Annotated in this window: 16 protein-coding genes; 14 read left to right on the forward strand and 2 right to left on the reverse strand. The window is 33.9% G+C overall.

Going from position 1 to position 13,197, the window contains the following annotated elements:
• Positions 1-155: 155 nt before the first annotated feature.
• Complete coding sequence (locus MR875_01715; protein MCI6993571.1) at positions 156-494, reverse strand: zinc-ribbon domain-containing protein; 339 nt, start codon at positions 492-494, stop codon at positions 156-158.
• A gap of 169 nt (positions 495-663) precedes the next feature.
• Here MR875_01715 and MR875_01720 point away from each other — a divergent pair, with 169 nt between their 5' ends.
• Genes MR875_01720 through MR875_01745 form a run of 6 tightly spaced genes read left to right on the forward strand, consistent with a single transcriptional unit; the run spans position 664 to position 5,572 of the window.
• Positions 664-2,073 (forward strand): MmgE/PrpD family protein, encoded by a 1,410-nt coding sequence (locus MR875_01720; protein MCI6993572.1) that lies wholly within the window; start codon positions 664-666, stop codon positions 2,071-2,073.
• 5 nt (positions 2,074-2,078) lie between these two features.
• Positions 2,079-2,981, forward strand: coding sequence for a U32 family peptidase (locus MR875_01725; GenBank protein MCI6993573.1), 903 nt, complete (start codon positions 2,079-2,081; stop codon positions 2,979-2,981).
• Positions 2,982-2,985: 4 nt separating this feature from the next.
• Positions 2,986-3,858: a fumarate hydratase gene (locus MR875_01730; GenBank protein ID MCI6993574.1), complete on the forward strand. Its 873-nt coding sequence runs from the start codon at positions 2,986-2,988 to the stop codon at positions 3,856-3,858.
• Between the two features lie 57 nt (positions 3,859-3,915).
• Positions 3,916-4,716, forward strand: a complete 801-nt coding sequence (locus MR875_01735; protein MCI6993575.1) for a citryl-CoA lyase — start codon at positions 3,916-3,918, stop codon at positions 4,714-4,716.
• A 5-nt stretch (positions 4,717-4,721) separates the two neighbouring features.
• On the forward strand, positions 4,722-5,231 hold the full coding sequence (locus MR875_01740) for a nitroreductase family protein (protein ID MCI6993576.1): 510 nt from the start codon (positions 4,722-4,724) through the stop codon (positions 5,229-5,231).
• 2 nt (positions 5,232-5,233) lie between these two features.
• Positions 5,234-5,572, forward strand: coding sequence for a hypothetical protein (locus tag MR875_01745; protein MCI6993577.1), 339 nt, complete (start codon positions 5,234-5,236; stop codon positions 5,570-5,572).
• Here the strand turns inward: MR875_01745 and MR875_01750 are convergent.
• Entirely contained in the window at positions 5,562-5,891 is a 330-nt protein-coding gene (locus MR875_01750; GenBank protein MCI6993578.1) for a hypothetical protein, read from the reverse strand. The two genes, MR875_01745 and MR875_01750, sit on opposite strands and share 11 nt — an antisense overlap.
• Before the next feature lie 62 nt (positions 5,892-5,953).
• On the opposite strand from MR875_01750, the gene MR875_01755 reads away from it, so the two are divergent.
• The 8 genes from MR875_01755 to MR875_01790 all read left to right on the forward strand — a co-directional run bounded on the left by MR875_01755 (position 5,954) and on the right by MR875_01790 (position 13,196).
• On the forward strand, positions 5,954-6,304 hold the full coding sequence (locus tag MR875_01755) for a hypothetical protein (GenBank protein MCI6993579.1): 351 nt from the start codon (positions 5,954-5,956) through the stop codon (positions 6,302-6,304).
• 164 nt (positions 6,305-6,468) lie between these two features.
• Positions 6,469-6,783, forward strand: coding sequence for a V-type ATP synthase subunit H (locus MR875_01760; protein MCI6993580.1), 315 nt, complete (start codon positions 6,469-6,471; stop codon positions 6,781-6,783).
• An 11-nt stretch (positions 6,784-6,794) separates the two neighbouring features.
• A complete protein-coding gene (locus MR875_01765; protein MCI6993581.1) occupies positions 6,795-8,795 on the forward strand; it encodes a V-type ATP synthase subunit I in 2,001 nt (666 codons plus the stop codon).
• A gap of 69 nt (positions 8,796-8,864) precedes the next feature.
• Positions 8,865-9,350 (forward strand): V-type ATP synthase subunit K, encoded by a 486-nt coding sequence (locus MR875_01770; protein MCI6993582.1) that lies wholly within the window; start codon positions 8,865-8,867, stop codon positions 9,348-9,350.
• A 13-nt stretch (positions 9,351-9,363) separates the two neighbouring features.
• The gene (locus tag MR875_01775; GenBank protein MCI6993583.1) at positions 9,364-9,972 is read left to right on the forward strand and encodes a V-type proton ATPase subunit E; all 609 of its coding nucleotides are present in this window, start codon (positions 9,364-9,366) and stop codon (positions 9,970-9,972) included.
• A gap of 16 nt (positions 9,973-9,988) precedes the next feature.
• Positions 9,989-11,143, forward strand: a complete 1,155-nt coding sequence (locus MR875_01780; protein ID MCI6993584.1) for a V-type ATP synthase subunit C — start codon at positions 9,989-9,991, stop codon at positions 11,141-11,143.
• Positions 11,140-11,457, forward strand: a complete 318-nt coding sequence (locus tag MR875_01785; GenBank protein ID MCI6993585.1) for a V-type ATP synthase subunit F — start codon at positions 11,140-11,142, stop codon at positions 11,455-11,457. Before MR875_01780 ends, MR875_01785 begins: the two co-directional genes overlap by 4 nt.
• Positions 11,454-13,196: an ATP synthase subunit A gene (locus MR875_01790; protein ID MCI6993586.1), complete on the forward strand. Its 1,743-nt coding sequence runs from the start codon at positions 11,454-11,456 to the stop codon at positions 13,194-13,196. The genes MR875_01785 and MR875_01790 overlap by 4 nt, the downstream gene beginning before the upstream one ends.
• Position 13,197: the final 1 nt, after the last annotated feature.

Genomic DNA, 13,197 nt, shown 5'->3' on the forward strand with positions numbered 1-13,197 from the left:
TTCCGCCGACATTTATTATCACGTTATCACTTACTATATCTGGTGACATTAACATTTCTTATTTGTGTTTTGACCAGCATCATACACCAACTCTGATAAACAATAACTGTTCAAGACAACATTTTTAATTCTATACATTCACCAATATTTTTATTTTATATCTGAATATATGTTAAAATTCTACGATTTGAACGAATTTCCAAAACTTTAATTACTGAAGAAAATAAAATTATTATTCGTAGTGAGAGAAAAGTAGTAGATAATTTCGTGACTATTTGCATAACAATAATTACTATAGGAACAATACATTTTATCATATTTCCCATATCCATACCACCTAATTTATTATTTAAATTACTATTATTATCTAAAACTGAATCTGAAGGATGATTAGATTTTTGTTTATTTCCGTGTTTAATTGGAGTACCACAATTAGTGCAAAAATCAGAACCTTCTTCTAATTTAGAACCACAATTTGAACAATAATTTGCCATGAGATTACCCCCATTATTTAGATTTTATATTAAAGACAACATAAATATATTACTATTATGTGTTCTTGTTGATCATGGATTGCCAAAATGGTGAGCTGTTTTTTCATGTAAAAATCATAACTGACCTATTTTAATACTACTTTTTACATATATTTATGATAGGTGTTTTATGTTTTTACAAAATATTTCTAAATTTATATCAAACTATCGCTATGAACAAGCAACTGTGGAATCACTAACTACTGTAAAAGCTGCTTTTTTAGATTTTTTTGGAGTAACATATAGAGGAATGGGTGAAGAAGCACCAAATATTGCTTTAAATACTGTTGGAGAAATATTTCAAGCAAAATTTGACTCAAAACTAACTGCATCAATAATTGGCCAAAATATAAAAACAGACATTTTAAGCGCTGCATTCGTTAACGGTATCGCAGCACATGTTTTGGAATTGGACGATGGTCACAGAGGTGCTCAGCTTCACTTGGGTGCTGTAATATTCCCAACAGCTCTTGCAATCTCAGAAGCTTATGACTTGACAGGTAAAGAATTTCTGGAAGGAGTTATTGTAGGTTATGAAGTTGGAATATTACTTGGACAACTTGTAAATCCAGATCATAGAAACAAGGGATTCCATACAACTGGAACAATTGGAACATTCATTGCAGGTGTAGTCGCTTCTAAATTGTTAAAACTTGATGAAAATCAAACATTGAATGCGTTAGGTTTATGTGGAACTCAGGCAGCAGGTCTCTTGGAATCTGACCACAGTGGATCCATGGGTAAAGTTTTGCATGTTGGAAAAGCAGCATATAATGGTATTTTATCTGCATTCCTTGCAAGAAACGGTTTTACTGGTAGTGGAACTATCTTTGAAGGTGATGAAGGATTCCTAAAAACAATGGTTCTTGACAATACTGATTATGATATGGGTGAGTTCTCTTTTGAAAATGCACTAAAAAACATTGGAAAGGTAAGAGTTCGAGATATTTACTTTAAAAAATATCCATTCTGTAGACACTTACACTCTTCAATCGATACTGCATTAAAACTTAAAGCAAGTATTGGGGATGAATATAATCATATTCAAAATGTGGCTGTTAAGACATATAAAGTAGCAGCAGAACATAATAATTTCCATCCTAAAAACTTGGAAGAATTAAAACAGAGCCTTCCTTATGCAGTTGCTATTTCACTTGTTGTTGGTGAAGCTAGTGTTGACAAAATTAACCAACTAATCGAATTTGGTCTTTTGGAGAATTATTCAACAGTTGATGATGTGAATGCCATTAAAAATATAGTGAATGGAATGATTGTATTATCAGACGATAAATTAAATGAACTGTACCCTGCTAAAAGACCTTCAAATGTTATTATTAAATTAGATGATGTTTTCAGAAATGGAATATTTCAGAATATCACATTCCTTCCAAAAGGAGATTTTGAAAATCCTATTCAGTTAAGAGAGTTAATAGACAAATTTAAAGGTTTAAATCCTCATTATAACATTAAAAACTTAACAGTCATTGATTCTCTTGAAGATTATACAATGAAGTATGTTGTTCGCAAATTAAATGAGTAGATATTATGGATGATACAAAAAAATTCCTTAAGAAAATAGGTATTAATGAAGTTTCAGATGGTTTCAAATCAGATAAAAGGTTTGGTGATGGTGGACAGTACCGTTTTGAAGTTCCAGGGATACAATCTCCAAAAACAATGGAAGCTTTACTAAAAGAATCAATCAAACAGGATATTTTTATTCACAGGGTAACTCAAACCAAAGGAATAATGATGTTGACTGATGGTGAAATCAAAAGAATGGCTGATTTGGCTATTGACTATGGATGTGAATTGTTTTTGGCGGTAGGTCCAAGAGCAACATATGATACTTCTGCAACAGTCCATACAAAAGAAGGAAGCAGAATTGGATATCGTCTTAGAGGTTATGATAATCTTGTTTATGCAATTGAAGATGTAAAAAGGGCTTGCAGACTCGGAGTTCGTGGAATATTATTATATGATGAAGGATTGCTTTGGGTATTAAATCAAATGAGAGAAGATGGTGAAATCCCAGGTAATGTTCATTTTAAATTGTCAGCTCATGCAGGTCATTCTAATCCAGCATCTGCAAAATTACTTGAATCACAGGGACTCAATTCACTTAATCCTGTAAGGGATTTGCAAATTCCAATGCTTGCAGCTATTAGGGATGCATGCGATATTGCAATTGATTTGCATACTGAAAATCCAAAGTCAACCGGTGGATTCATAAGACATTATGAAGTTCCTAAATTCATTAAAGTTGCATCTCCAGTCTATTTAAAAACTGGTGGATCAGTTGCAGCAAATCATAATTGGGATACAACAGAAAAAGAGGCAATAGCACGTATAAAACAGGTTTCACTTGTAAAAAGGATAATTGATGAATACTGTCCTGATGCAATTGTATCTCCTGCAAAATCTGATGATTTATCCACTCCAGAGTGATTACATGGATATTTTAGATAGTATTTCAAAAACAATCATAGATGCATCAACAACTCTTTCTCAAGACAAATTCAATGCATTAAAAAAATCTATTCAAACAGAAGATAATGAAAATGCCAAATGGGCATTGGAACAGATTTTAGAAAACTATAAAGTCGCTCAGAATATTAAATTTCCATTATGTGATGATACTGGAATTCCTCATGTTATAATTGAGATGGGGGAAGATAGGGAAATTTCAGGAACTCTGTTAAATCAAATCCATAATGGAATAGAATTGGGGTTAAACAATCTTCCGGCAAGACCAATGGCAGTAATTGGTGATGAAATCCAGAGAATTGAGCAAAGTGAAGGACTATTTGAAAAACCTGGAATGCTTCGTCCTGCATCAATATTGATTGACAATGCCAATGATGAGTCAACATATAAACGGAATATTGAACCTGATACACTTAATATTCATTTTTTACTTGAAGGGGGAGGCCCTGAAATCAGAGCCAAGACTTTAAGAGTATATCATAAAAGATCTTTTGATAATGTAATCAACACTGCATGTGAATGGCTTGAGGAATCTTTAAAAATGTTGGGATGTACACCATCAATTCCATCAATAGGTATAGGTAGAACACACTTTGAAGCGACATCTCTTCTTTTAAAATCCATTGCATATGGAAATCTTGACAATCAAAGTGAAACAGAAATGCAGATAACTCAAAGATTGAATGAAACTGGTATTGGTCCTATGGGTTTTGGTGGAAAAACTACAGTTTTAGGCACTTACTTGAATATTGGAAATCAAAGGGCAAGTGGTGTTAGGATAGTGTCAATCAGACCATCCTGCTTTGTTGAACCAAGAGTTGCAACATTAAAATTGTAAATCTTTATATATTATTTTTAACTTAATTTAATTAATTGATAAAATAGGTAGCGTAAAATGCAAGAAAATAATTTTAAAATTGATAGGCATTCTTTAAAAACAGCGATTTCACGTGTCGAAACAGATAAAATCGTTACAAGAGGTTATAATCAAAGAGATTTAATTGAAAAAATCAGATATGCTGATATGGTATTTTTACTTCTAAAAGGGAGGTTACCAACTGTTGGTGAGTCAAAAATCTTTAACCATGTTCTTGTTTCATTTTGTGACCATGGTGTAACTCCGCCAAGTACTCAGGCAGCACGTATTGTTGCTTCTTCAGGTTCTCCAATGAATTCTGCAATAGCAGGGGCATTATTGTCTTTTGGGCATAAACATGCAGGGGCTATTGAGAAAACAATGGAATTATACCAGTCAAAAATCAATTCATTGTATATAACTGATGATTCTGAAATCGACAATAAGCAGATTGCTAGTTTAGCTATTGAAATTTATCAAGATTATATCCTTAAAGACAAAAAGGTGCCTGGATTTGGTCATAGGTATCATAATGTCGATCCAAGAGCTGATAAACTGATGGAACTTGCAATTAAAGAAGGTTTCATTGGACCTCACATTAAATTGGCATTGGCTCTTGAAGACTTAATATATCAGAAAAAGCAAATTCGCTTAAACGTGGATGGTGCAAATGCAGCTATTTTATCTGATTTAGGTTTTACTCCAGACTTAGGATTAGGAGTATTTATAATAGGCAGGATTCCGGGAATCATTGCACATATTCATGAAGAACAAATGGATGAAGACGAATTTAGAAGATTTTGCGATCTTGATGATGTAATATATCAACAAAAAAGGTAGATAACATGGAATTTATAGACGTAATTAACGAAAGATACAGTGTAAGAGGATATTTAGACAAAGAAGTAGAACAAGAAAAACTTGAATATGTCTTAAAAGCAGCAACCATTGCTCCAACTGGAGTCAACAAACAACCGTTCAAGGTTTATGTAATTGATGCTAAAAAATATAAAGAGGAATTATCCAAAATCTACAAAGCATCATGGTTTGTTGAAGCACCATATGTCTTAGCTGTTGTAGCTTTAAGAAATGAAGCTTGGGTAAGACCATGGGATTCTAAAAACATCGCAGATATTGATGCAACCATTGTAATGGATCACATGATTCTTGCAGCTACTGATGTAGGACTTGGAACCTGTTATATTGGTGCATTCAAGAAAAACTATGCACATCAATTCTTGGAATTGGATGAAACTGAAGAAGCTGTATTGTTCACACCTCTCGGTTATCCTAATGCGGAACCTCGTGAAACTCCAAGAAAAGAATTAGATGAATTTGTAGTATACAAAGATTAAAAATGAAGTTATTTATTTTGCCTGCAGATAATTCAGAGGAGATGACCAAAATCTCTGAAGATTTATCTTTAAAAAAATTTAAGATTACTCAAACAGAAAGTAATTTTATTTTAATGCGTAGAAAAAGATATGGTAATATTTTAATTCATGTAATATGTTTAATTGTTGCCTTAGGGTATATTGGACCCGTTTTAATAATTAATGTTGCTTATTTTACCTATTCATATCTATGGGCTTCTCCAAATGTATTAATTACTACTGAGAAGTTAGATGATGAGGGTAATCCTTTGGAATTTAGTAATATGGATGAAATATTAAAGAAAGCTACTGCTATTCTATAATCTCATCTACACTATATTCTTCTATTTTTCTTATAACCAGTGGATTTTTAGCATTCACATATTCTGATTCTTCACCAATTTTTGCATCAATGAACACTTTATCGGCACCAGGTTCGCTGAATAATGAAATAATGTCTGAAATAAAATCATCGTAATCTTTTTGAATATTTGCATCGCTAAAGCCTAATCTTGGAAGTTCTGATGTCCAGAGATCATTTCCAGGTGAGAACTTTTTATCAACTACTTTTTCATCCTTGATTTCACTATCTAATGTAAGTGAAAAGTTACTGTTTAAAATTATCCAAACTGCACGTTCCATGTATATTAGTTTATATGAAATGATATAAATATTATGAAACTAAAATTAAAAATAGTGTTATTATGGCAAATATTAAAATGTTTAAACTATTAGGAGTATTAGTGGCTCTATTGTTAATAATATGGGCAGTTCTTCCATTCTTAAGACATCAACCGATTACTACTGATGTCATTGCTACTGCAATTATATTAATAATGATTGCTATTGCTTATATGATTATTATGTTCAACCCAAGCTGGACAAAAGCAGTATTCTTCTTTGAAGGTATTGTCATTGCAGTTGCAGGATATATGTTACTTGAGTTTCCATACAACTTAGAGCTTGCTGTAGTTGGTATCATTATTATTGCAATCGCTATTCTTGCATATTTGCAGAAATTACCTCCTAAGATGTTAAGATGGTTTTATAGATAATTTATTATCTTTTATTCTTTTTTTTTATTAGTTTTTTATATGGGATTTTATCCTTTTGAATACTTTTTTTCTTTTATTTTCAATTTTAATTATTTTTTTAAATATTATATAGTAAAAGATATATATATTGCACAACAAAAATAAGTTCACCATGGTGATTAATTATGGCAGAGATATCAGACGCAATCGCAATGATAAAAAAAGCAGAATCAGATGCTGAACAACTTATTGCGGATTCACAAGCGCAATCAAAAGATATGATTGCTGAAGCTAACTTAAAAGCTGAAGAGTCCGTCTCTGAAGTTAAAATTGCAGCAGAAGAGGAAGCTCAAAAAACTGTTTTTGATGCAGAAGATAAAGCTAAAAAAGAAGCACAATCTATCTCAGAACAGTCCCAAATTGATGTCAAATCTTTAAAAGACAAAGCAATGGGAAATGTTGATGAAGCTGCTTCTATTATTGTCAAAAATATATTGTAGTGTGAGTTTATATGTTCAAGACAGCTAGAATGCGTAAAATTAGAATTGTTACACTTGATAAGTATGTAGCACCTACAGTGGATGCTCTCCACGAATCCGGTCTCATACAAGTCAGTGATATTTCTGAAAGCGTTCAGCAAGATCCTGAATTAGCAGAATTAGTAACTCCTTCAAAAGCTACACATTATACTGGTAAGTTATCTTCACTTCTTATGAAAACAAACGGTATATCTGAACTATTAGGAAATTCTATATCAGAAGGCCATGGGTTAAAAGACACATTGATGTCTTTTATTAGTCCTGATATGCCAGTTCAAAAAGAAGTAGAGAGATTAGATACTCCTGCTTTCATTGAAAAAGCTGAAGAAACTTTAGCTAAGGTGGAAAGTAAAACTAGCGTTATTGAAGGCAAACTTGCTGCACTCGACTCAGAAACAAGTGAACTAAAGTCTAATAAAAGTTTGGCTAATCGTTTAATTAATTTTGACAGTGATTTGGCGCTTTTAAAAGATTCAAAGTACACTTCTACTACTGTTGGAAGGATTAATGCTGAATCTACTTCAGAAATCAAAAATGAATTAAGTAACTTGACTGATGAATTAGAAATATTTACTGTTCCTATGACTGGCGATGATGGTTTAATCGTCATTGTAGTGACATTAAAAGAATTTAGTGATGATGTTTATTCAACACTTCGTAAATTCGACTTTGAGAAAATTGAAGTAGGCGATGTTGAAGGTACTCCTCAACATGTTATTTCAAGTGCTGATTCTCGTTTATTAACCATTGAATCAGAACGTGCTGCTGTTAAAAATGAATTAAGAGCAGTCGCTGAACAATGGGACGATGAAATCTTAGCTCTCAAAGAACAATTAGAAAATGAAAAAGATAAGAACGAAATTCTTTCATCCTTTGTTCAAACTAAAGATGCTTACATTCTTGAAGCATGGGTACCTGTAAAAGATACTGAAGAAGTTGAACAATTAGTTGAAAAAAGTTCTGAGGGACATTGTGCCTTTGAAACTATTGAAATTGAAGGTACTGATGATGAAGATGTTCCTATTTTACAACAAAATGGATGGTATGCAAAACCTTTCGAATTCCTCGTAGACATGTACTCTCCAGTACGTTACAACGAGATTGATCCAACAATATTTGTTGCAATCACATTCCCATTCTTCTTCGGTTTCTGTTTAACCGATGCAGTTTATGGATTAGTTGTATCCGCAATTGGTGTAGTAATGATTAAAGGAATCGGTAAAGTTAAAGAATCTATGAAATCCTTCGGTTGGATTTTAGTTTGGTCCGGTCTATGGGCTGTAATACTAGGTTTGATAACTAACGGTTTCATTGGGGACTTCCCAGAAAGAATTGCTGGATTCCGTTTACCAACCGTATTTGCTCCAGTTGAAGCATTCAAACACCCAGATACTATTTTATTAATAGCTATCGCAGTTGGTCTTATTTACACCAACATCGGTTTCATTATTGGTGCTATTGACAACTTAAGATACGGTAATGTAAAAGAGGCTATCGGATCTCAAATCTGTTGGTTTGTTTTCGAAGCTGGTATTATTCTCTTCGCTTTAGGTTACATGATGCCTGCAGTTGGTATGGCTGGTATGGCTTTAGGAGGAATTTTAATTATTGCAACTATTGGAATGTTAGTATGGGCTAATGGTGCATACGGTGTAATGGATATTTTCGGTTACATGGGAGATATTTTATCCTACGCACGTCTTTTAGCATTATGTTTAGCTACTGGTGGTATTGCTATGACAGTAAACATCTTAGCACAAATGTTAAACAACATGATTCCATATGCAGGTATTGTACTTGCTATTGTAGTGTTCATTGGTGGACACATTGCAAACTTCGCTTTCCAAGTATTAGGTGCATTTATTAACGCTTTACGTCTTAACTATGTAGAGTTCTTCTCACAATTCTTCATGAGTGGTAAAGGAAAATTCGAAGCTTTCAAAGCAAATAGAACATTTACAAAACTTAAATAAATTAAAAATTTTTCATTTATATTTAAATTAAAATTATAAAATCAATATTATTTCAAAGGTGAATTAAATATGGTAGAAATTGCTTTAGGTACTGCTTTAGCAGCTATTGGTGCTGGAGTAGCAATTGGATTTGCCGGTTTAGGTTCCGGTTTAGGGCAAGGTATGGCAGCTGCTGGTTCTGTAGGAGCAGTAGCAGAAGACAATGACATGTTTGCAAGAGGTATTATTTTCTCTGCATTACCAGAAACTCAGGCTATTTACGGGTTCTTGGTTGCAATCTTATTATTAGTATTCTCAGGATTATTAGGTGGAGGACAAGGTTTACCTACCGAAGCAGGTATCGTAGCTATCGGTGTAGGTGCATCCATCGGTTTCGCTGGTTTAGGTTCCGGTATGGGACAAGGTATGGCAGCAGCATCCTCTGTAGGTGCTATCGTAGAAGACAATGATATGTTTGCTCGTGGTATTATTTTCTCAGCATTACCAGAGACACAAGCTATTTACGGTTTCTTGATTGCTATTTTACTTATGGTATTCGGTGGAATCTTAGGTTAAGGAGGCATTTTATATGTCAGGCACAGATAAAATTGTTTCAAGCATTATGTCTGAAGCCCAAGAGAAAGCTGATGTAATCATTCAAGAGGTTACTGCAGAAGTTTCAGCTATTCAAGCAAAAGCTGATAAAACTGCTGAAGTTGAAAAAACAAGAATCTTAGAAAATGGTAAAAAACAATCTGATATGAGATATCAGCAAATTATCTCTGAAGCTAAGATGAATGCTCGTAGAGCAAAATTAGGCGCAAAAGAGGAAGTAATTGAAGCTGCTTTCAGTCAAGCTGTTGGCGAATTAAAAGAAAAAGCTTCTTCCAGAAGTGCAGATTACGAAGATTCATTAATTAAAATGATTAAAGAAGCTGCTGATGAAATTGGTACTGACGATTTAATTATTCAATTAAATGAAGCTGACACAAATCAATTTAAAAGTGAAATATCTCCAGGTAATACTTTTGAAGTTGAAGGAATCAAATTCGAATTAGGAGAACCTATCAATGCTATTGGTGGAGCAATCTTAAAAACCAGTAATGGAGATATTGAAGTAAATAACACTATTGAAGCAAGATTAGAAAGATTTAAAAGTATCTTACGTAGTGAAGTTGCTAATGTATTATTTAAATAAATTAGGAGGATAAATTATGGCAGATCAAATTGCTACTTTAATAAGTTCTGCAGGACTTACACAAGAAACATTCTTAGTATTCTGTGTAATCTCATTACTTGTTGTTGGTGCAGTAGTAGTAATCATTACATCTAGACCAATTTTGGACATTTATCCTTATCTTAATCCAAGTGCAAGAGTAAGAGCTAGAAAAGGAAGATTATTTGACGAAAAACAAATTTCTGAAATTGTTGAAACCAACAATGTTGAAGAAGTTGAAAATTACCTCAAAGGTGTTCCTGAATATGCTGATGTTTTAGATGAATATCCACTTGACAAAGCATTAGACGTTGAACGTGCTAATACTTATGACCTTGTTGCAAGATTAGTTCCTAAAGATATCAAAGCTCCTTTCGCAGTAATGTCTAAAAAAGCAGATATTGATAATATCAAAAGCCTTTTAACTGCAAAAGAAGTTGGCTATGACGCTGATGAAACCAAAGAATTATTAATTCCTTGCGGTGCATTATACAGTGACTTAGAATCTTTAGCTGATGCTGAAAACGTAACTGATGTTATTACAAGTTTAGATAACACTGAATATGCTGCAGTTTTAGAAGATGCTCTTCCACAATATGAAGATACTAAAATGATTCTTCCATTAGAATCTGCTTTAGATAAATATTACTTGGGCAAATTATTACGTTCTACTGATGTTCCTTCCGATGAAAATAAACAAATATTATACGCATATGTAGGAACTCAAGTGGATGTAGCTAATCTTAAACTAATTATAAGGGCTAAAGAAGATGGCCTTGATTATGATGCAATCTCTCCTTATATATTAGATGAAGGATACCAATTACGTGAATGGAAACTTAAAGATTTAATGGAATCTCCTGATGTTACAAATGTAGTATCTGGATTAGAAGGTACCAAATACTCTAGTGCATTAACTGATGTAATGCCAGTTTACAACGAAACTGGATCAGTTGCAGTATTCGAAAAAGCATTAGATGTTTACGCTTCTGAATATTCAAAATCTTTAGCATCTAAAAAACCATTAGGTATTGGTCCAATTATTGGTTATTTAAGTCAAAAAGAAAACGAAATTAAAAATTTAAAAATTATTGCAAGAGCAAAAAGAGAAGCAGACTTCCCTAATGCTAAAATCATGGAGATGTTAATATGAGTTCAGTAGCAGTTATTGGTGATATTGACACCGTTTCTGGTTTTAGACTTGGTGGTGTCAAACAAGCAGTTGTTGTTAAAACTGCTGAAGAAGCTATTGCAGCTTTTGATAAATTTTTAGAAGACGAAATTTCAATTATTATCATTACTCAATTAATGGCAAATGAAATAAGAGAACATATTAATAGAAAAATTGGTTCAAGTGTTTTACCAATGATAATTGAAATACCTGATAAAGATGGGTCCTCTGAAGGATCATCTGATCAAATAAATGACCTTATTAGAAGAGTTATCGGGGTAGAGATGGTTAAATGATTATTGAAGGAAATATTATTAAGATTGCTGGGCCTGTTATTGTCGCAGATGGTATGAGAGGGGCTCAGATGCTTGAGATGGTTAGGGTCGGTAACGAAAAGCTTATTGGAGAAATCATTGAGCTTGAAGGTGACACCGCAACTATCCAAGTATATGAAGAAACAGCAGGTATCCAACCTGGTGAAGTAGTTGAATGTACTGGTGGAGCATTATCCGTAGAACTCGGTCCTGGTGTAATGAGTTCCATTTTCGATGGTATCCAAAGACCTTTAAGAATCATCAGAGAAGCTTCTGGTGATTTCATTGCTAGAGGTATTGATGTAGATTCCATTAACAAAGAGAAAAAATGGGAATTCAAACCTGTTGCTAAAGTTGGAGATGTTTTAAAAGCTGGAGATGTACTTGGTGAAGTACAAGAAACCTCTGCAGTATTACACAAAATTATGGTTCCTCCTGCACTTGAAGGTGAAGTTACTGAAATTGCAGCTGAAGGAGAATACACCATTTTAGAAGATATTGCTGAAGTTGGCGGTCAAAAAGTACAAATGCTCCAAAAATGGCCTGTTAAAAAAAGCCGTCCTTATGTAAGGAAATTAGATCCAGATGTACCTTTAGTAACTGGTCAAAGAGCACAAGATACTTTCTTCTCCGTAGCTAAAGGAGGAGCAGCAGCTATCCCTGGTCCTTTCGGATCTGGTAAAACTGTTACCCAACAACAATTAGCTAAATGGGCAGATGCAGATATCGTTGTATACATCGGATGTGGAGAACGTGGTAACGAAATGACTGAAGTACTTACCGAATTCCCATACCTCGAAGACCCTAAAACTGGTAACCCATTAATGGACAGAACTGTTCTTATCGCAAACACTTCAAACATGCCGGTAGCAGCTCGTGAAGCATGTGTATATACTGGTATTACTATTGCTGAATACTACCGTGACCAAGGTTACGATGTAGCACTTATGGCTGATTCAACCTCAAGATGGGCTGAAGCTATGAGGGAGATTTCTGGAAGATTAGAAGAAATGCCTGGGGAAGAAGGTTACCCTGCATACTTAGCATCCAGATTAGCTCAATTCTACGAAAGAGCAGGAAGAGTAGAAACTATCGGTTCAGAACCTCATGTAGCATCTATTTCCGTAGTTGGTGCAGTATCCCCTCCTGGTGGGGACTTATCCGAACCTGTTACTCAAAACACCTTACGTATCTGTAAAGTGTTCTGGGCATTAGACGCATCTCTCGCAGATAAACGTCACTTCCCTTCAATTGACTGGTTACAAAGTTATTCTTTATACGTAGACAGTATTGAAGGTTGGTGGGCTGAAAACGTAGCTGCAGACTGGAGAGCAACTCGTGACCAAGCTATGAGCTTATTACAAAAAGAATCTGAGTTACAAGAAATTGTACAATTAGTTGGTCCTGATGCTTTACCTGAAACTGACCAAGCTACTTTAGAAACTACCCGTATGTTAAGAGAAGACTTCTTACAACAAAACGCATTTGACGAAGTGGACACCTACTGTGCTCCTACTAAACAATACCAAATGTTAAAAACCATTCTCTTATTCTACAAAGAATCTCTTGCAGCTGTTAACAGAGGAGCTCCAATTTCAACAATTGCTTCCTTACCTGTTAAAGAAGAAATCGGTAAAATGAAATACATCCCACAAGATGAATTTGATGCAAAAATTGCAGATATTCAAGCTGCAGTTGTAAAACAATGCAGTGAGGCTTAAA

Source organism: Methanobrevibacter sp., from assembly GCA_022775905.1.
Taxonomy (GTDB): domain Archaea; phylum Methanobacteriota; class Methanobacteria; order Methanobacteriales; family Methanobacteriaceae; genus Methanocatella.